Consider the following 17701-nt stretch of genomic DNA (forward strand, 5'->3'; position numbering starts at 1 on the left):
CACCAAACTGAACCTCCCCTAGATAGACCGGAAAAGAAGAGGACCCCTCCATGGCCGCATCACACGATTATCCAGACCTGCACTGTCTCGTCGGCGGAAAGGCGCTTTCAGGCGGCGGTCGCAAGACCGAGGAAGTCATCAATCCCGCCAATGGCGAAGTGCTGGGCGAGTTGCCCCATTCGACCGCCGAAGACCGCGAGCAGGCCTTGCACAATGCGGAAAAAGGGTTCGCCGAATGGCGCAAGACAGCGCCGGAAAAGCGTGCCTCCGTCCTGACGGGCGCGGCGAAGCTGCTGCGCGAGCGGGCCGATGCGATTGCCACCATGCTGGTGATGGAACAGGGCAAGACCCGCGCCGAAGCGCAGGGCGAGGTCCAGTATTCGGCCATGCTGTTCGATTTCTACGCCGGCGAATGCAAGCGCATCTACGGGCGCACCATGGTCCGGCCGGAAGGCAAGCGGTCCGAAGTCCGCTACGTCCCGGTCGGCCCGGTCGCAGCCTTCGCCCCGTGGAACTTCCCGGCGATCAACGTCGCCCGCAAGGTCGGCGGACCGATCGCGGCAGGCTGCTCCGTCATCGTCAAGCCGTCGGAGGAAACGCCGGCGGCCGGGCTCGCCGTGGTGCAGTGCCTGCTCGATGCCGGTTGCCCGGGCGACGTCTGCCAGGTCGTGTTCGGCGTGCCGCACGAAGTGAGCGAGCAGCTGCTCAGCTCAAGCATCATTCGCAAGTTGAGCTTCACCGGATCGACCGAAGTGGGCAAGCAGCTGACCAAGCTGGCCGCGGACGACCTGAAGCGGACCACCATGGAACTGGGCGGTCACGCCCCGATCCTCATCTTCGCCGATGCCGATGTCGACAAGGCGCTCGACACGATGGCCCCGGGGGCCTTCCGCAATGCCGGTCAGGTCTGCGTCAGCCCGACGCGCTTCGTGGTCGAGGATTCGATCTTCGACCGCTTCCGCGACGGGTTCGTGGAGCGCGTCGAGAAGCTCGTCGTGGGCAACGGCCTCGAAGACGGCACCCGCATGGGCCCGATGGCGAACGAGCGCGGGCGCGCGGGTATCGAGAAGAAGATCGCCAACGCGAAGGACAAGGGCGCAACCGTCGCCACGGGCGGTGAGCGGATCGGAAACCAGGGCTTCTTCCATGCGCCCACCGTGCTGGTCGATACGCCGCTCGATGCAGACATGATGACGGAAGAACCGTTCGGGCCCGTCGCGCTCCTCAACCGGTACGCGGGCGAGGATGCGATGATCGCGGAAGCGAACCGTCTCCCCTACGGACTGGCGGCCTATGCCTGGACGAGCGATCCCGCACGCCGCGACCGGCTGGCGGCCGAGGTCGAGGCGGGCATGCTCGCCATCAATGGCGGCAATGTCAGCTTCGTCGATGCGCCCTTCGGAGGGGTCAAGTGGTCGGGACACGGGAGCGAGGACGGCCACGAAGGCGTGATGGCCTGCATGGTCACCAAGGCCGTCCACGAAGGCTGACCGCAGGAAACAGGAACCAGGGCTGGATGTCAGGGGGGCTACCCGTCGATATCCAGCCTTATCCGACGCACCGTCCGCCGTTCCTCCATGTCTATCAACAGCAGGAGTTCGCGATCGGCAAGGCTGACGAAAGCGGCCAGTTCGCGGTCGCTGCGCATTTCCATGTAGTGGATGGCCAGCAGGTCGGTCGCGACCACCGCGCCTTCCCCGCTTTCCAGATCGGATACGAACAGCGCCCGCGCGTCGCCCTCCTGCGCGGTCGGGTCGAACGAGGCGACCAGGTAGCTCGCCGGCGCGGGCGTTTCGTCATCGCCGTCATTGTCGGCGGTAACGGCACTGTCGTTGAAGTCGACCGTGCCGGGCTGCGCGGCGACGAGCGTGTAGCTCTTGATGGGCCCAGGCCGCTTGGGCAGCAGGGGGAGCGCGACGCCGGTCTCGCGCGAAATCCGCACGAGATCGTAGATCTGCGATTCCGTTCCGCTGCCAAGGCTGCTGCCGAACTCGTAACTGTTCCCGTTAGATCGCGTGCCGACCCTTCCGAGAAGGTACGGCGTGCCATCCACGGGCACCACGGACAGGAGGCCGACCGGGACCGTTTCGGCTTCGCCGACCGGCGCCACCGAACCGGTATCGGTTTCGGCGTCACCGTTGCATCCGATCATCAAGGAAGCCGCCGCGGCGGCCGTGGCCATGCGAAAGAATCGCCCGAAAATCTTCATTGACCGTCCATACCGCACTTCGTCTACACAATGCATCGGCATATTGCTTCCCGGCTGCCGTGGCTAGCGGAACGCCCCTTGGCCCCGCGGATTGGTGAAGCGCAATAGGAGATTTACGCAATATGAAAAGCCGCGCCGCCGTCGCATTCGAAGCCGGTCAGCCCCTGGAAGTGGTCGAGGTAGATCTGGAAGGTCCCAAGGAAGGCGAAGTGCTGGTCGAACTGAAAGCGACCGGGATCTGCCACACCGATCACTACACGCTGAGCGGCAAGGACCCGGAAGGTCTCTTTCCCAGCATCCTGGGGCACGAGGGATGCGGCGTCGTGCGCGAAGTGGGCAAGGGTGTCACCGGCCTGAAACCGGGCGACCACGTGATCCCGCTCTACACCCCGGAATGCCGCCAGTGTAGAATGTGCCTTTCGGGCAAGACGAACCTGTGCAGCGCCATTCGCGAAACGCAGGGCAAGGGCCTGATGCCGGACGGCACCAGCCGCTTTTCCTACAAGGGACAGATGCTGCACCACTACATGGGCACCAGCACCTTCTCCAATTTCACGGTGTTGCCGGAAATCGCGCTTGCGAAGATCCGCGACGACGCGCCGTTCGACACGACCTGTTACGTCGGCTGCGGCGTGACGACGGGTGTCGGTGCGGTCGTCAATACGGCGGATGTCCGGCCGGGCGACAATGTCGTCGTGTTCGGTCTGGGCGGCATCGGCCTCAACGTGATCCAGGGTGCCCGCATGGCGGGCGCAGGCATGATCGTGGGCGTCGATCTCAATCCGGACCGCGAAGAATGGGGCCGCAAGTTCGGCATGACCCATTTCGTGAACCCGCGAAACGTCGACGACGTCGTCGTGCACATCGTCGAACTGACGGGTGGCGGCGCGGATTACAGTTTCGAATGCATCGGCAATACCGATGTCATGCGCCAGGCGCTGGAGTGCTGCCACAAGGGCTGGGGCACCAGCGTCATCATCGGTGTCGCGGAAGCCGGCGCGACGATCGAGACGCGCCCGTTCCAGCTGGTCACCGGGCGCAACTGGCGTGGCACCGCGTTCGGCGGCGCGAAGGGACGTACGGACGTGCCTAAGATCGTCGACTGGTACATGGACAAGAAGATCGAGATCGATCCGCTGATCACGCACCGTTTCTCGCTCGACGAGATCAATCGCGGGTTCGAACTGATGGAAAGCGGCGAGAGCATTCGCGGCGTCGTCATCTACTGATTATCTGCAAACCAAGGGAGAACTGCCAATGTTCAGCCACGTGATGCTGGGCGCCGACGATATCGAGGCGTCGAAGAAATTCTACGATGCGTGCTTCAAGGCGCTGGGCGGACAAGAAGGTCGTATCGATCCGAAGGGCCGTGTCATCTACATGCACAAGGGAGGCATCTTCCTCCTGACCAAGCCGATCGACGGGCAGCCGGCCAGTTGCGGCAACGGATCCACCATCGGGTTCGCCGCCGACAGCGAGGAACAGGCCGATGCCTGGCATGAAGCTGGCAAGGCGAATGGCGGGACCGAGATCGAGGATCCGCCGGGCATTCGCGAAGGCGCGGGCATGAAGCTGTATCTCGCCTATCTGCGCGATCCGGCCGGCAACAAGATCTGCGCCATGCATCGCCCGGGCTGACCCGGATGACGATCGAAACCGTCAGCGAAAACAAGGCCCACGGGGGCGTGCAGGGAGTTTACCGGCACGCCTCCAGCGCCACCGGCACGCCGATGACCTTTTCGGTCTTCCTGCCGCCGCAGGCCGAAGACCGAAACGCAGGTGCCGCCCTGCCGGTGATCTGTTACCTTTCGGGCCTCACCTGCACGCATGCGAATGTTACCGAAAAGGGCGAATATCGTGCTGCCTGCGCGGAACATGGCATCGTCTTCATCGCCCCGGATACGAGCCCGCGCGGCGACGGCGTGCCCGATTCCGCCGATTACGACATGGGCCAGGGGGCCGGCTTCTATCTCGACGCGACGCAGGAGCCTTGGGCCGACCATTTCCGCATGCGCAGCTATATCGAGCAGGAATTGCCCGAACTGGTGAACGGCAACTTCCCGATCGATCCCGACCGGCAGGCGATCATGGGCCATTCGATGGGCGGGCACGGGGCGTTGACCATCGCCCTTCGCAACCAGGGGCGGTTCCGCTCGGTCAGCACGTTCGCGCCGATCTGCGCGCCATCCGAGGTTCCGTGGGGGCAAAAGGCATTCTCGGCCTATCTCGGCGATGATCGCGACCAGTGGCGCAAACATGACGCGGTGGCGCTCATCGAGGATGGGGCCACTCTGCCCGACCTGCTGGTTGACCAGGGGACGGACGACCAGTTCCTGTCCGACGGGCAGCTTCGCCCGGATCTCCTGCAGCAAGCCTGCGAGACGGCGGGCATTCCCGCGAAAGTCCGGATGCAGGAAGGCTACGACCACTCCTACTACACCATCTCGACTTTCATGCCGGACCATGTCGGCTGGCATGCGGAGCGGCTGAAGGCCTGAGGTCGCGGCGCTAGCGGCTCAGTTCGAACAGCGCATATTCCGCGCGCCAGTTGGCGCCCGCAGCGCCGATCTCGCGATCGTCGGTGAAGAACCACTTGCGTTCGGGCACGACGCCCAGATCTTTCGCCAGCGCCTCGAAATCGCGGACCGTCATGTGGTGGATGTTCTGCGTCTCGTACCAGGTCACGGGCAGGTGCCGCGTGACCGGCATCCGGCCTTCGCGCATCAGGACCCAGCGCATCCGCCAGTATGCGAAATTGGGAAAGCTGACATAGGCACGCGTACCGACCCGCAGCAGCTCGCGCAGCATCCGGTCGGGTCGGGCGGCGGTCTGCAAGGTCTGGCTCAGCACCGCGATATCGAAGCCCGCGTCGGGGTAGAAGGCGAGGTCGCGGTCGGCGTCCCCCTGCACCACGCTGAGGCCCCGCGCCACGCAGCGCTCCACGCAATCGGGATCGATCTCGATTCCCCTCACGTCGCACTCCTTGCTGCGCAACGCCGCCATGAGCGCGCCGTCCCCGCACCCGATATCGAGCACGCGCGATCCGCGCGGAACCTGCGCCGCGATGACGGCGAGATCGGGCCTGAGTTCAGCCATCGATGAAACCCTGCACCACCCGGTCGAGCGCCGGCACGTCGAGCAGGAAACTGTCGTGCCCGAAAGGAGCGCTCAGTTCCACGAAGCTGACCGGGGCGCCCGCCGCGTTGAGCGCATGCACGACATGGCGGCTTTCGGATGTCGGATAGAGCCAGTCGCTGTCGAAACTCACGATGCAGAACCGCGCCCTGCTGGCGGCAAAGGCATCGGCGAGCCGTCCGCCGTGCTCCTCCGCCAGGTCGAAATAGTCCATCGCCCGCGTGATATAGAGATACGAATTGGCATCGAAGCGCTGGACGAAGCCGCTGCCCTGGTAGCGCAGATAGCTTTCGATCTGGAAGTCGGCATCGAAGCCGAAGGTCTTCGCATCGCGATCCTGCAGGCGGCGACCGAACTTTTCGGTCAGCCCGTCTTCGGAAAGGTAGGTGATGTGCGCCGCCATGCGCGCGACCGCCAGCCCGGCGCCGGGCGGGTCACCGTCATAATATCCGCCTTCGCGCCAGTTGGGGTCGGCCATGATCGCCTGGCGCCCGACCTCGTGGAAGGCGATGTTCTGCGCCGAATGGCGCGCCGCCGTCGCGATGGCAAGGACGCGCGCGGTTCGCTCCGGAAAGTTGGCGGCGAAGCTCAACGCCTGCATCCCGCCCATGCTGCCGCCCACCACCGCGTGCAGGCGTTCGAACCCCATCGTGTCGAGCAGACCCACAAGCCCCCGGACCATGTCGCGGATCGTGATGACGGGGAAGCGCATGGCGTATGGCGTGCCGTCGGGCGCTTCGCTGGCCGGGCCGGTCGACCCCATGCAGCTGCCGATGACGTTCGCGCAGATGACGTGGAAACGGTCCGTGTCGATCGGCTTGCCCGGGCCGACCATGCGCGCCCACCATCCGGGCTTGCCGGTAACGGGATGCTCGCTGGCAATGTGCTGGTCGCCGGTCAGTGCGTGGCACACGAGGATCGCGTTGTCCTTCGCCGGTGAGAGGTCGCCATAAGTCTCGAACGCGATCCGCGTATCGGTAAGCGCTCCGCCGCCATCGAGGGGCAAAGGCGCGGGCAGGATGACGGATCGGGGCGCAGGCGACATATACGCGCCGCTTGGACAGACCCGCGCGGCGCTGTCAATCGCAGGCTGTCCTGCGGCAACATCCGCGGCTAGAGGAGCCGTCATGGCCGACGCACCGCAGATGAAACCCTGGATCGCGCAAATCCACGCCTACGTTCCCGGCAAGGCGAAGGCCCCGGACGGGCGCGCGCTGATCAAGCTTTCGGCGAACGAGAACCCGCTGGGCTGTTCCCCGAAGGCGCTGGAAGCGCTGCGCGATGCCCATGCGCCCGCCACCTATCCCGATCCGGGCGCGACGGCCCTGCGCGAGGCGATCGGCGCGCTCCACGGGATCGACCCGGCTCGGATCGTCTGCGGCACGGGCTCGGACGAGCTGCTGAACCTGGCCGCGCAGGCATTCGCGGGGCCCGGTGACGAAGTGCTTTTCTCCCGGCACAGCTTCTCCGTCTATACCATCGCGGCGCACCGGTGCGGAGCCGTCCCGGTGGAGGCGCCCGATCGCGACCTCGGCGCGGATGTCGACGCATTGCTCGATCGCGTCGGTGACAGGACGCGCGTCGTGTTCCTCGCCAATCCCAACAACCCGACCGGGACGTTCCTTCCCCGGGCGGATGTCGTGCGCCTGCATGCCGGGCTCCCGCAGGATGTCCTTCTCGTGGTCGATCAGGCCTATGCGGAATACCTCGCCGACGAGGACGATGACGGCGGACTGGACCTTGCGGCCCGCCACGCGAACGTGCTGGTCACGCGGACGTTTTCGAAGATTTACGGACTGGCGGCGGAACGGATCGGGTGGGCCACGGGCGCGCCGGACCTGATCGACGCGCTGAACCGCATTCGCGGGCCTTTCAACGTCACGTCCAGCGGACAGGCTGCGGCGCTGGCAGCGCTGGGCGATCAGGATTTCGTCGCGCGATCGGCCCGCCACAACCGCATCTGGCGGGACTGGTTCGAAACCGAGATCGGCAAGCTGGCCAATCACGGGCTGGCCGCCATACCGAGCAAGGCCAATTTCTCGCTCGTGCGGTTCGACGGCAATCTTCGCGCAGAGACGGCGTGGGACGCGCTGGCCCGCGAAGGCTACGCCGTCCGGCACCTGCCCGAACCGGGCCTGCAGGACATGCTCCGGATCACCATCGGAACCGAAGTGCAGATGCGCGCGGTCCTCGCCATCCTGCGCGAGGCTGCAGGCGCCTGATCCCTACGCGGTGTTGAGCGCATTAATGGCGTCGGTCACGCGCGCTTCCATTTCTTCGCGCGGGAGGCCCGCAGGTATCTCTTCGCCGAAGCGATAGGTGATGCGACCGGGGCGTTTGAGGCCAGCCCTGTAGAGCCGGCCGCTGTCGACCGCGACCGGCACGACGGGAACCCCCAGCATCTTGTAGAGGCCCGCAAATCCGGAGGCGAGCGGCCGGCGTTCGCCATGCGGGACGCGTGTGCCTTCCGGCAGGATGACCAGCGGGCGGCCGTCCCCGACCCGCGCTGCCGCATCGCGCATCATGGATCGCAGCATCCGCGCGCCTGCCGCGCGATCGACGGCGACGGCACCATAGCTGCGCGCGGCCAGTCCCCAACCCGGAATGTCGAACAGTTCGCGCTTCGCAAACGGCACCGGGTATCCGAACAGGACCACGCAATCGATCGCCTCGAAGAAGCTCTCGTGCTTGAGCGCGTACAGTATCGGTTTCGCCGTCGGGGTCCCCTCCACCACGATCTCGATGCCGAGCAGCCTGCGCACGCACCACCTGTGGAAGCGGCACCAGCCGGACACCACGCCCTTCAAGCGATCCGGCGCCATCCGCGCGACCGCTACGGCCGCCGCCACGAAGAACACACTCGCCCCGTAAAAGGCGATGTAGAACGCGGCATTGCGAAGCCAGATCATTTCACAGGCCCAGCCCGATCCAGGCAGCGAACGTGCTGGCGAGCCACTTGTGGTATTCGACGAACAGGATCCGGAGCGAAGGCTCGGTCGGCACCGCGTCCTGCTCCAGCGCGACATGGGAAGGAAGCAGACGCGATATCTCGCCATAGGCGCGCCGCATGTGCCAGTCCGACGTGATCAGGCGCATCGAATCGATATCCCGCTCTTCCACCCAGTCGGCGGTTTCGAAGGCGTTGCCGCGCGTATCGAGCGCCGCGTAACCGAGCGTGATGCAGCAATCCATCCGCGCCTCTCCGAGGCCGAACTGCTCTGCGAATTCGGCCCGGGTCACATTGCTGTCGACCCCGGTCACGAGAACCTCGCGCACATCGCCGCTCTCCAGCAGGTCGACACCGCGCTCTATCCTGCCGGCGGCTCCCGTCGGGACGATGGCGACCGCGCTTTCGCCATTGGCGAGCGGACCGGGCAGGGTGGTGGCGAACCAGAGGAAGCCGAGAAACCACGCGATCGCGATCGCCGCAAGCGTACGCCGGATCACAGCGACTGCCGCAGCGAATGAAGCACGGTGATCCGCGCGGTCAGCATGGCGAGCCCGACAGCGGCAAGCGGGATGAGCGCGATCAGCACCCAGTCCAGCCAGTCGAGGCCGCCGCCGCCGATCATGCCGGAGCCCAGCTGCGCGAAACTGCTGCCGAGCAGCAGCACCGCACCAAGCCCGAGAACGAGGCCGACCGCCCCGCCAAGCGTCGCGTCGAAGCCGACCGAACGCTGGAAGATCCGGGATATCTGGTCATCCGTGCCGCCCAGGAGATGCACGACGTTGATCGTGTCCCGGTTGCTGCCGAGCGCGCTGCGCGCCGCGAGCCACACGGCGGCGGCGCTGGTCAGGGAAAGAAGGAGGACGAGCGATATCGAGAGCCATTGCAATGACGATATGGTGTCGAAGATCGGTTCGAGCCAGCTGGCCTGTGCATCGATGCGAGCCTGCGGTGCCACTTCGAGCAGCTTGCGTTGCAGACGGTCGAGCTCGTCCTGGCTGGCTTCCCCGGCGAGGCGCACATCGATCAGCGCCGGGACCGGCACCGTTTCCCCTTCCAGTCCCGCCCCGAGCCAGGGTTCCAGCAGCGCATCGATTTCCGCATCGGGCACCCGTCGCAGATCGGTCACCGCCGCGTCCGCTTCGAGCGTGCGGATCGCCGCCGCCGCCTGCGCGTCGCGCTGCGCCGGATCCGCTTCCAGCACCTGCACCGTCGCGCCGCCCGCGATTTCCGCGCGGGCGCTCTCGGCAAGGTTGCTGAGCGCGAGGCCCCCGGCCGTCGCCAGCACGGTCAAAGCGACCATGATGGCAATCACCCAGGGTACGGGTCCCGCAAGCCGCGCCTGCGGCAGCAATCTGGCGGCGCGTTCCCCGCCGAAGCGAACGGAGTCCCGCTTGGGACCCTTCCCGAAGGCCGGCGGCTTCTTCACGAAGCCGGTCCCGATGTCGTCTGGCGCCGGGGCGGATAGCGCAGCGCGCCGGTCGGGTCGGACAGTCGCCCGCGGTCGAGCCGCATGATCAGCGATTCCGGAACCTTGCGCAGGAGATGCACGTCATGGGTCGCCACCACGACCGTCGTGCCGAGGCGGTTCAGCGCCTCGAACAGGCGCAGCAGCTTCAGCGCCATGTCGGGGTCGACGTTGCCGGTCGGCTCGTCCGCGACAAGCACGTCGGGCCGTCCGATGACCGCGCGCGCGATCGCCACGCGCTGCTGTTCCCCGCCCGACAATGTCGCCGGCTTGGAATCGCCGCGATGCGCCAGCCCGACCCATTCGAGCATGTCCGCCACCGGCTTCTCCAGATCGACTTCCGGCACGCCGGACAGACGCAGCGGAAGCGCGACGTTGTCGAACACCGTCAGGTGCGGCACCAGCCGGAAATCCTGGAACACGACCCCGATCCGGCGTCGATAGGCCGGCAGCTTCTTGCGCGGCAGGGTGATCAGGTCGGTCCCGAACATGCGGATCGCCCCGCGCGAGGGGCGCTGCGCGAGGTAGAGGAGCTTGAGCAGCGAGGTCTTTCCGGCCCCGCTCGCCCCGGTCAGGAAATAGAAACTGCCGGGATAGAGCGTGAACGACACGTCGCTCAGCACTTCCCTGTCGGGGCCGTAGCGCAGGCCGACATTGTCGAACGCCACCACTTCTCCGCTGGTGGCGCTCATGCGCGGTTGGTCCGGAAATCACGCATGGTCGGCAGGCTATAGCGGCGCTTCCATGTGGAAAAAAGGCGGCTTGGGTGCTGCCCACAGTTGGGACATATTGCCTCTGTCGCCGGCTTGCCCGTAAGAAGGGTTAACGCCATGATTATTGCCTGCCCCGCCTGCTCTACGCGATATGCCGTACCCGACACGGCGATCGGGATCGAAGGGCGAACGGTGCGCTGCGCAAAATGCCGGCACAGCTGGCATCAGGACCCTGCGCCCGGCATGGCGCTTCCCGAGCGCGAGGAACCCCGCGAGACAGCGGAGCCCGTAGCGGCGCAAGGTGCGCCGGAACCCGCGCCGGTCGCCCCCTCCCCTGCCGAGGACGTGGCCCCCGGCTTCACCGATATCCACCGCGAGCCCGAGCCGGCACCGGCACCGATAGCAGGCAGTGCCGCGGAAGACGATGGCGTTCCCGCCCCGCCCCGCCTCGTCGAACGGGAGGAACAGCCCGAACCGGTGGCCCGGTTCGACGACGACATCTCGCAATTCGATTATCGCCCCCCGTTCCGGTCCCGCCGCAATCCGATGAAGATCTGGACGGCGGCCGCCGCGATCTTCGCGGTCCTTGCCACGGGCACGGTCGTCGCGGTCAGCTATTACGGCCTACCCGACTGGGTTCCGGTCAGCCGCCCGACCTTCGGCCTCGCCCCCCAAGACCTGGTGCTCGATTTCCCGGCAGACCAGCAGGACCGTCGCCCGCTTCCCAACGGAACCGAATATTTCGCGGCGACGGGGACCATCACCAATACCGGCCGCGAAACGCGCGAAGTCCCGTCCCTGATGATAGTGCTGCGCGACCAGCGAAAGACCCCGGTCTACAGCTGGGAAGTGGTCCCCCAGAAGGACACGCTGGCACCGGGCGAAAGCGTCCGGATCGACGAGGCCGTGACCAACGTTCCTCGCTCCGCACGCTTCGCCGATATCGGCTGGAAGGCGAATCCTTAGTCCCCACGTGAAACGGCGCTTGCAGCGGTCACGACCCTTTGCTACGGGCGCGCCCCTACCTGCGGGACACGGCACCTGGCCGATCCCGCCAATCCATCGAGTGCGGTCGTGGCGGAACTGGTAGACGCGCAACGTTGAGGTCGTTGTGGGCTAACGCCCGTGGAAGTTCGAGTCTTCTCGACCGCACCAGATACTTTCGGAGAGGGCTGACCCTTTTTCGAGTTGTCCGCAACCGGTGCGGTAGCCAACCAGTCGTCACCAAGTTCTGGGACTTCAGGTGGCCTGAGGCTCGCTACGCTAGCGCACCTCCGCGAGAACTCCCATCACCGGTCGGTATGCGCTAATCCGAGCGTTCGAACCACTCATATTTCTATCAAACTGCATCGCCCTCACAAGAGGGCCGTAATGGGTGGTCCGGTCAATTTACCTTGCGAACAATTTGCAAAGGATCATTACAAACCGGGACGGGGCGTTCTCCGGAGGAACGCGGCAAAGAACTTCGCTCTGAAGCAATTTTTAACTATCGTGATCTACTGAACCTCCCGCAACTTGGAGGTTTCATGATCAACAGACTTCGCTGGTGCCTTGCTGGTGCGTTGACAGCTAGCGGCCTCTTCTTACCCGTCCAAGCAATCGGCAAGGCAACCGGAGGCTTTAACATTTCGGTATCGGTACCCGAATACTGCGACATACGGGCGAACGATTTCAAAGCGCAATCTGATGGCGATTTCGTCGTTGGCGAAGTCTTCGAGACCTGTAACCACAGCAGAGGGTTTCAGGTTCTAGCGAGCCATCGCTCTCTAGCCGATGAAGAACAAGTTGAAGTGGATTACGGCGGCATCAGAGCCAGTCTGGAGCGGACGGGTCTCTCTTCGATCACTTTTCGGGCTGGGCCGCGTTATGGGGCCGTGCCCGTAAAGATTGCGGCAAAAAATTTAACCGAAGTGTTGCAAGTAAGCTTTTCGCTTACGCCGGTTTGATCGATCCGCGACGCGGCTCTTCAACCAGCAGTCACCGTGACCGAAATCCGATCGCCGTAGTCGCCCGCCTCAGCGATGAATGGCTGCACTTCAATCAGTAAAGGGTGGGCTTCGCCAAGCGGTCCGGTAGCGCGGCCGAAGGACCTTGGTATACCGGTCAAATCGACTTTCGTGCCATTCATGCGCAGCGAGTATGCGATGCGGCTGGCACCATCGCGGTGAATTAGTGCGCCGTTACCTTCGGACTGGAACGATACCGAGTATGGCGATGTACTCCATATTCTTACCGCAAACGGATCGGAGACGTTCACCCGATCGGCTTCCAAATCACCCAGATCGACTTCTGCAATGGCATTGGCACCCGTCGCGCCAACGATCCTGAGATCGACGGCAGATGGTACGGTTATATCGAAATAGAGCGACATCGTGTCGATCGTGACGCCTTGCTCGTCTACGAGGGAGACGAGTATCTCTTCACGCTGTTGGCCACTCTCTAGGCCCCATTCCGTCGCGAAGGTCAGCCTGAACGGTACAGCGCGCCCGTTCGCACCGCTAGGAACGCCTGGAACGAACACGTCGCTGCGAGCCGTTGGCACGCCGAGATCGGCCGGCAGCACTTCTACGAATTGTCCGCCCGACGTGAGAACGTATCGGATCGCGGTCGATGTGCCTTGGCGAGCGAGGCGCAAGGTCGCGGAACACTCTCCCTTCCCTTCGTTTTGCACACGTATCTGGAAATTCTCGCGGGCCTCTCCGCCAACTCCAATATCTGTCGCACTAACCGTAACGGTCTGGGAACTCTGCGTGAAGCGCGGCGCACAGTCGCTTGCGCTCGCGTGTGCTCCATAGAAATTCAAGATCAGAGCAGCAAGAAAAGCCACATTGCGCATTTCGTCGATCACTCCTTTTCCGCCGTCAGATCCACCCTACCCAGACGCAGGAGAGCTTCTCCGTTTGCCGGTACCCGGATGGTAAACCTGGCTCCATTCTCTCGCAGCGTCACTTGGTACTCGCCGCCAGGTGCGAGGCCAAGCAACGAGAATCTTCCCGCTGAATTGGTGAAGAACGGTTGCGGTACGAATTCTTCATCACCCACGGCATTCACCGTTCCCGTTCCAAGAGCCACCGGTGCTCCGCCCTGTAACAGGAAGCCGGTGGCGCTTACGTAATATGCCGAACCAACCTCAATCTTGTAACCGGCACGATAGGGCGGATCGATCCTTGCCGTACCATCGCCAATATCCGCCCCAATGGCCGAGGCAGTCGTGTCAAATTGCACGTCCTGCCGATTATACGAAGCCAGATCTCCTTGCACCGCTGCTCCAAATTCACCGCTTTTTGCGTCGAAACGATTGTCGCTGAGATTACGCCCCGAAATTATCTGCGTGCCGCGCAGAGCGGGATGCGCATGCAGCAACGCGAAGGAATCGCGGATCGGGCGACCGATACCAAACGCTCCGTCCGCAAAAGCCAAGGAAGTACCGAATTGTAGCCTTGCCCGCTGCTGGTCACCAACCGCGCCGAGAGAACCACCGGAAGAAAGTAGCGTGGCGCGCGCATCGAACCGGTTGCCGACATAAGTGACGCTTCCGTCCACGCTCGTTTGCCCTAGGCTGTCGACGAAGCCGAGATCCCATCCGATGCTACCGACATAATCGTCGACTCCGCGCGACAGGTTTGCCCGCAAGGTTTCGCTTCTACTACGATAGTCGACTGTGCCGCGGATAGGCCCGCCAAGCGCAAGCGAAACTCCCAGTCTGACGCCGAAATTGCTCCCAAAAATACTTCCGGTACCATACTCTACGCCAACAGTTCCGCGAAGCCGATCGGACAGGCGGTGAATTACGTCTATGAAAACCGTGGATCGATCTGATCTGCCCGAGATCCGGCTGTAGATTGCGCCGGCATTGGCGTAGGTATCTTCATCAAAACCCTTTGTGATGTTGGCGCCGATACTCAAGAGATCGAAGCTGACGGGAATGATGTCGGCCAGGGTCCTGAAATTCTTCGATTCGTAGTCGATATTCAGATTGAACGAGGTCGCAGTAGCGAACGATCCTCCCGTCTGGAACCGATAATTGCCGCGCGCCGCGTAGCCCGTACCGAATTCGCCTGTACTTGCCGCAACTTCGAGATCGATCGTCCCCGGGATGATCTGCGGAACCATCGTAGCCGCAATGGAGGCCGCCTGCGTAAGCTCGGAGACCTGCGCTGCGCCGCCAAGGATCATACTTGTGCCAAATGCCCGACGATACATGCCCGTGATGGCAAGGCGATCCGTGTAGTCCGGTTCGAAATCGAGGGTATCGGCAAGGTAACCGGCCGCAAGAACATACTCGACCTCTCCCGGTGGAAGCTCAAGAGGCTCGTAGAAAAAATTGAGCGATATGACCTGCTCTCGGCCACCGGAATCGCGGATCAGCAATTGCACGTCGTTGTTGCCGAGTTGGACTGGCAGATTGGCAAGATCATAACGCCCGGCGTCGAGCTGGAAGGTCTGGTAGCGCTCGCCATTCAAGAGGACTTCGACCGTCGATGAGTTGTCCAGGAATATCTCCCGTCCGCCCAGCCGCGCGACTGGAAGGTAGGGATCGAACAGCCGGCGGCGCCTCTCAACGGCTACACCGCCGATGAACGGGGTCCGCAGGAGCGGCAAGGTATTTACACGCAAATCGCCAGCGCTGAAGCGACGATATCGCTCCGCCTGGTCGTAGACCGCACGAACACCGCGGCGGTAAAAGCGATAGGAATCAGAGAACTGCTCGGTAAATGCGCCGTCATATTCCACAACTACGTCACCGACCCTCGTAGCGCCTTCCAGAAAGAGGTCGGGACGACGCAAACCCTCGCTCGTCGCATAATCCAGATTGACATTGGCGTTCAGGTAGCTGCTGACACGGGCAGGATCGATCACCGGAAGTGTATCGGCAGTACGTTCCGACCCGTATGCGCCAAGTGAGCGCAACTGCCTCAGGTCGCCGGGAATAGCTTGGATGACGAGCAGCAACTGTGACTGGTCGAACGTGATGTCTATGCCGATGGATTGCAAATCAGCGGGGCCGACGAACGAACGACCGAATACCGCTTGCTCCAGCCGAGCCTGGCCAGTCTCATTTAGCAATGGGCGAAGTTCATTCTGCAGCGTGTTGCTGTCAATCCTGATTGGTGAAGACCCATCCGTTTCGATGAGCACCTCGCCCAAGACCTGACTGCCGACTTGCAAAGGCACTGCGAAGGAAATCGAGCGAGCCGGCTTAGATTCCCTGTATTCCGGCTGTGAGGCTTGGGCAGGGATGGCGAAAGCGCTGCTGGAAAGCAACAACGCGACGATCAGCGATCCTCTCGCCGTCCGTCCCAGACTTTGAGTGTTTGCCCCCCCGGAACACATGTCAGATGTCTATCTGCACCTTGATCGATTCATCAGTCAAAGACGTGTCCAACGGTAATCGAAATACACGGTTCTTGCCCGGAGCGACTACGCCGACGCCGATCATTTTGGTGAGCTCCTCCGGCTGGAACTTGCGCTCGAATGGCTGCCCTTCGACAGTGGTACCGGTCAGTGTCCACGTCGACATGCCGGCGAGCATGTACCTGTTCCCTTCATTCGCGAGGTCGATCTCCACCCCGGAAAAAGAACTCTCGGCGGGAGGATCGGCCTCCTCCTCAATGTTCGCATCGAGTGTTGCAGCACTTTCGGATGAAATGAAGCGGGCCGAGCGAATGACCGGAGAGGGTCGCGACCCGTCTGGCACCACATTTGCAAGTACGTTGTAGTTGACGACGACCTGTACCTGCGATGTACCCTTTTCGAAATCCACGGGGATTTCGCGGATCGACATGTAATATATCTCAGATCTGGCGAGCGCAGCTTCGCCTACGTACTGGACGCGAAAAACCTGTTGGGAATTCGACTCGACGATAGCTTGCGCAGGAAATACGAGAAACTGGTCATCGGCTGGCGTGAGACTAAGTTCGCCCTGTGGCGAAATTTCACCGCGCATCATGCGCACTTCGTAGGGAATGTCCTTCGAACCGTCGTTGGTAAGCTCGACCCGCGCAACTGCCCCACGTCCTGCGGGCTCAAGCTCGAGGATCATGGGTGATACGCGAGATGCCTGACTGGCGACAGGAACAAGCGCAAGAGCCGCAGCGGCCAGGGACGAAAAAAGCCTAAACTTCATTACTCTTCCTCGCTGGCCCGCCTTCGGCAGGGTCCTTCCCCGACATTCGGTAGATTTGACAAATGAAGTTCGCCCAGTGGCTGGCGAAACTTTTACAATTCATGAAAAGAAAAGGGAGGAGGCGAACCCCCTCCCTTCGATTATTGAGACCTGATTCAGATCAGACAGCGCCAAGCGAAATCGTGGTCACCGCGGTGTAATCGCCGGCAACGGGACGCTTCGGGTTGTTAACCGTCTTGATCTGGATGCCGAGGTTTGCGTTCTCGTGGAAAGCACCACCCGGCGTGGTCGACTTCGTCTGATCCGAAGAAACCTTCATCTGAATCTTCGAGAACTGCGCACCAGTCTTGTCCTGATTTTCGAGCGCCAGATCGTAAACCAGCACGTTGGTGAAATCGTTCGCATCGTTGGCCGCAACCGCCGCACCAGCAGCATTGACGAGCTGACCGGCGTCAACGGTGATGAGCGCACCATAGTTGCAACTCATCCAGAACTGCTGCGTGTTCGATTCGCTGGCAGTCATGAGCAGGGCATCCGGACCGGCGCTGCGATCGATGTCGATGTCGAAGTTGATGTTGGCAGGCTTTTCAAGGCTGCATTCCGAAGGCACGGAAGCCTTGATCTCGAAATCCTTCGAAGCGGTTTCGCCCGCGAAAACCGGCGTAGCCGCCATGACAGAGACCGCGGCAGCGGCAAGAGCAAGCTTCTTCATGAGTTAATCTCCATTGGTTAGTTGCCCACATGACATCTCCGAGCAGAATATCTTTTCCACCAGAGACTTAGGAGACGAAAATTGTGGCCGCCCCCCCATTGGTAAACACACTGTTAGCCGAGACTCTTAATCGTGGCGAGTCATTCCCGAGGCAAATCCCCTAAAAAGCCGCCGCGAACGACATATGTGGGCGAATTTTCGTACGCTTCTTGGAAGGATGTGCGGGAGCGGGACAGTTCCACTCGATTTTTTTACCGACGGATAATAAGGGAGGTGCACCGAGCAGAGATAACATTGGTTCATCCAGACCCTCGGACAACCGCCCCCCCCCCCCTGCGATGGACTCGATCGAACGGCCGCCCCCGATTTGTGCGACGCATTGCTGGCAAT

General features: G+C 62.8%; 18 protein-coding genes and 1 tRNA gene. 8 read left to right on the top strand and 11 right to left on the bottom strand.

Annotation, left to right across the window (positions count from 1 at the left end; genetic code table 11):
- The first annotated feature begins 50 nt into the window (after window positions 1-50).
- Entirely contained in the window at window positions 51-1490 is a 1440-nt protein-coding gene (locus AB1K63_RS08345; RefSeq protein WP_366959643.1) for an NAD-dependent succinate-semialdehyde dehydrogenase, read from the top strand.
- A 38-nt stretch (window positions 1491-1528) separates the two neighbouring features.
- On the opposite strand, the gene AB1K63_RS08350 is transcribed toward AB1K63_RS08345, so the two are convergent.
- Window positions 1529-2152, bottom strand: a complete 624-nt coding sequence (locus AB1K63_RS08350) for a hypothetical protein (protein ID WP_366959644.1) — start codon at window positions 2150-2152, stop codon at window positions 1529-1531.
- 179 nt (window positions 2153-2331) lie between these two features.
- On the opposite strand from AB1K63_RS08350, the gene AB1K63_RS08355 reads away from it, so the two are divergent.
- From AB1K63_RS08355 to fghA, 3 genes are read left to right on the top strand one after another with little or no spacing between them, the layout of a single operon-like run.
- The gene (locus tag AB1K63_RS08355; RefSeq protein WP_366959645.1) at window positions 2332-3438 is read left to right on the top strand and encodes an S-(hydroxymethyl)glutathione dehydrogenase/class III alcohol dehydrogenase; all 1107 of its coding nucleotides are present in this window, start codon (window positions 2332-2334) and stop codon (window positions 3436-3438) included.
- A gap of 28 nt (window positions 3439-3466) precedes the next feature.
- Complete coding sequence (locus AB1K63_RS08360; protein WP_366959646.1) at window positions 3467-3847, top strand: VOC family protein; 381 nt, start codon at window positions 3467-3469, stop codon at window positions 3845-3847.
- A gap of 5 nt (window positions 3848-3852) precedes the next feature.
- On the top strand, window positions 3853-4707 hold the full coding sequence (gene fghA, locus AB1K63_RS08365; RefSeq protein ID WP_366959647.1) for an S-formylglutathione hydrolase: 855 nt from the start codon (window positions 3853-3855) through the stop codon (window positions 4705-4707).
- A gap of 10 nt (window positions 4708-4717) precedes the next feature.
- Here fghA and metW read toward each other — a convergent pair whose 3' ends face one another.
- Together metW and AB1K63_RS08375 are read right to left on the bottom strand one after the other, a co-directional pair.
- Entirely contained in the window at window positions 4718-5305 is a 588-nt protein-coding gene (metW, locus tag AB1K63_RS08370; protein WP_366959648.1) for a methionine biosynthesis protein MetW, read from the bottom strand.
- Entirely contained in the window at window positions 5298-6389 is a 1092-nt protein-coding gene (locus tag AB1K63_RS08375; RefSeq protein ID WP_366959649.1) for a homoserine O-acetyltransferase, read from the bottom strand. The genes metW and AB1K63_RS08375 overlap by 8 nt, the downstream gene beginning before the upstream one ends.
- 82 nt (window positions 6390-6471) lie before the next feature.
- Here AB1K63_RS08375 and hisC point away from each other — a divergent pair, with 82 nt between their 5' ends.
- Entirely contained in the window at window positions 6472-7566 is a 1095-nt protein-coding gene (hisC, locus tag AB1K63_RS08380) for a histidinol-phosphate transaminase (protein WP_366959650.1), read from the top strand.
- Window positions 7567-7569: 3 nt separating this feature from the next.
- Here the strand turns inward: hisC and AB1K63_RS08385 are convergent, their stop codons facing one another.
- The 4 genes from AB1K63_RS08385 to ftsE are packed head-to-tail and all read right to left on the bottom strand — an operon-like array spanning window position 7570 to window position 10451.
- The gene (locus tag AB1K63_RS08385; protein WP_366959651.1) at window positions 7570-8253 is read right to left on the bottom strand and encodes a lysophospholipid acyltransferase family protein; all 684 of its coding nucleotides are present in this window, start codon (window positions 8251-8253) and stop codon (window positions 7570-7572) included.
- Between the two features lies 1 nt (window position 8254).
- Entirely contained in the window at window positions 8255-8791 is a 537-nt protein-coding gene (locus tag AB1K63_RS08390) for a YdcF family protein (RefSeq protein ID WP_366959652.1), read from the bottom strand.
- Window positions 8788-9720: an FtsX-like permease family protein gene (locus AB1K63_RS08395; protein WP_366959653.1), complete on the bottom strand. Its 933-nt coding sequence runs from the start codon at window positions 9718-9720 to the stop codon at window positions 8788-8790. The genes AB1K63_RS08390 and AB1K63_RS08395 overlap by 4 nt, the downstream gene beginning before the upstream one ends.
- A complete protein-coding gene (gene ftsE / locus AB1K63_RS08400) occupies window positions 9717-10451 on the bottom strand; it encodes a cell division ATP-binding protein FtsE (protein ID WP_366959654.1) in 735 nt (244 codons plus the stop codon). Before ftsE ends, AB1K63_RS08395 begins: the two co-directional genes overlap by 4 nt.
- 138 nt (window positions 10452-10589) lie before the next feature.
- Between ftsE and AB1K63_RS08405 the strand changes: the two genes are divergently transcribed.
- The 3 genes from AB1K63_RS08405 (at window position 10590) to AB1K63_RS08415 (ending at window position 12418) form a co-directional block, all read left to right on the top strand.
- Window positions 10590-11438: an MJ0042-type zinc finger domain-containing protein gene (locus AB1K63_RS08405; protein WP_366959655.1), complete on the top strand. Its 849-nt coding sequence runs from the start codon at window positions 10590-10592 to the stop codon at window positions 11436-11438.
- A gap of 102 nt (window positions 11439-11540) precedes the next feature.
- Window positions 11541-11627, top strand: a tRNA-Leu gene (locus AB1K63_RS08410).
- A gap of 371 nt (window positions 11628-11998) precedes the next feature.
- Window positions 11999-12418: a hypothetical protein gene (locus AB1K63_RS08415; protein ID WP_366959656.1), complete on the top strand. Its 420-nt coding sequence runs from the start codon at window positions 11999-12001 to the stop codon at window positions 12416-12418.
- 20 nt (window positions 12419-12438) lie between these two features.
- Here AB1K63_RS08415 and AB1K63_RS08420 read toward each other — a convergent pair whose 3' ends face one another.
- The 4 genes from AB1K63_RS08420 to AB1K63_RS08435 form a co-directional block, all read right to left on the bottom strand.
- Window positions 12439-13320 (bottom strand): hypothetical protein, encoded by an 882-nt coding sequence (locus AB1K63_RS08420; RefSeq protein WP_366959657.1) that lies wholly within the window; start codon window positions 13318-13320, stop codon window positions 12439-12441.
- A complete protein-coding gene (locus AB1K63_RS08425) occupies window positions 13317-15611 on the bottom strand; it encodes a fimbria/pilus outer membrane usher protein (RefSeq protein ID WP_366960671.1) in 2295 nt (764 codons plus the stop codon). The genes AB1K63_RS08420 and AB1K63_RS08425 overlap by 4 nt, the downstream gene beginning before the upstream one ends.
- 196 nt (window positions 15612-15807) lie before the next feature.
- Window positions 15808-16515: a fimbria/pilus periplasmic chaperone gene (locus AB1K63_RS08430; RefSeq protein WP_366959658.1), complete on the bottom strand. Its 708-nt coding sequence runs from the start codon at window positions 16513-16515 to the stop codon at window positions 15808-15810.
- 244 nt (window positions 16516-16759) lie between these two features.
- On the bottom strand, window positions 16760-17311 hold the full coding sequence (locus AB1K63_RS08435; RefSeq protein WP_366959660.1) for a hypothetical protein: 552 nt from the start codon (window positions 17309-17311) through the stop codon (window positions 16760-16762).
- Window positions 17312-17701: the final 390 nt, after the last annotated feature.

Origin of the sequence: Qipengyuania sp. JC766 (genome assembly GCF_040717445.1) — a bacterium.
Lineage (GTDB): Bacteria > Pseudomonadota > Alphaproteobacteria > Sphingomonadales > Sphingomonadaceae > JC766.